Below are 937 nucleotides of genomic sequence, written 5' to 3' on the forward strand. Positions count from 1 at the left end.
GAAAAATTCTTTTAACAATCAATTGTTAGAGTCTTTCATGCAGGCAGAAGGCATCGAAGAGATTGTAGCGAGCTTTGATTCTGAATATCGTATCTCTCTGAATAAAGAAGTGATAGGTCAACTATTTGTATCCTATTTTCAAAAAATGTTTTTCATAGATGAAGAAGTATTTCTGAACCATGCAAAAACAGACAGCTATGTAAAAAAATCGTATCAGTTATTGGGAGAACTAGTAGATCAGGTATCAAGAGACTATAATCTCCAAGTAGACAATAGAGACAATCTGATTTGGCATCTGCATAATACAGCACATCTGCATCGCCAGGAATTATCGACAGAGTTTATCCTATTTGATCAAAAAGGTAATACAATCAAGAACTTTCAAAATATTTTCCCTCGCTTTGTTTCAGAGGTGAAGGAAGGAATGGAACATTATCTAAAGACTTTGGAAATGGATGATAGTTCAATGAAGGTCAATCATTTGTCTTATACTTTTATCACTCATAGCAAACACTTGGTGCTAAATATTTTACAAAATCAACCTAAATTAAAGGTTTTGGTCATGAGTAATTTTGATCAGTATCATGCAAAATCAGTAGCTGAGACACTTTCTTACTATTGCAGTAACAATTTTGAACTGGAAGTTTGGAGTGAATTAGAGTTATCCCTTGATGCTCTAAAAGAATCACCTTACGACATCATTATTTCAAATTTTATTATTCCACCTATTGAAAATAAGAGACTGATCTATTCCAATAATGTCAATACAGTCGCTCTCATCTCTTTGCTTAACGCAATGATGTTTATTCGATTAGACGAGTAACTAAGAATAACAAAAAACGCTAGATAGCGTTTTTTGTTTTATAAGGAAAGAATTTTATCTATACTAAACTCAGAATATCCTAACAATCCTGTCATTTTTTAGTTCAGAACAACA

The 937-nt window shown here is 32.3% G+C and carries 1 protein-coding gene; it reads left to right on the plus strand.

Annotated elements, in window-relative coordinates; all coding sequences use genetic code 11:
• Positions 1 to 823 (plus strand): M protein trans-acting positive regulator PRD domain-containing protein (locus GMD6S_RS09545; protein ID WP_000607501.1); only part of this gene is annotated, 823 nt, incomplete at its 5' end.
• Between the last annotated feature and the right edge of the window lie 114 nt (positions 824 to 937).

This window comes from Streptococcus sp. GMD6S, from assembly GCF_000297015.1.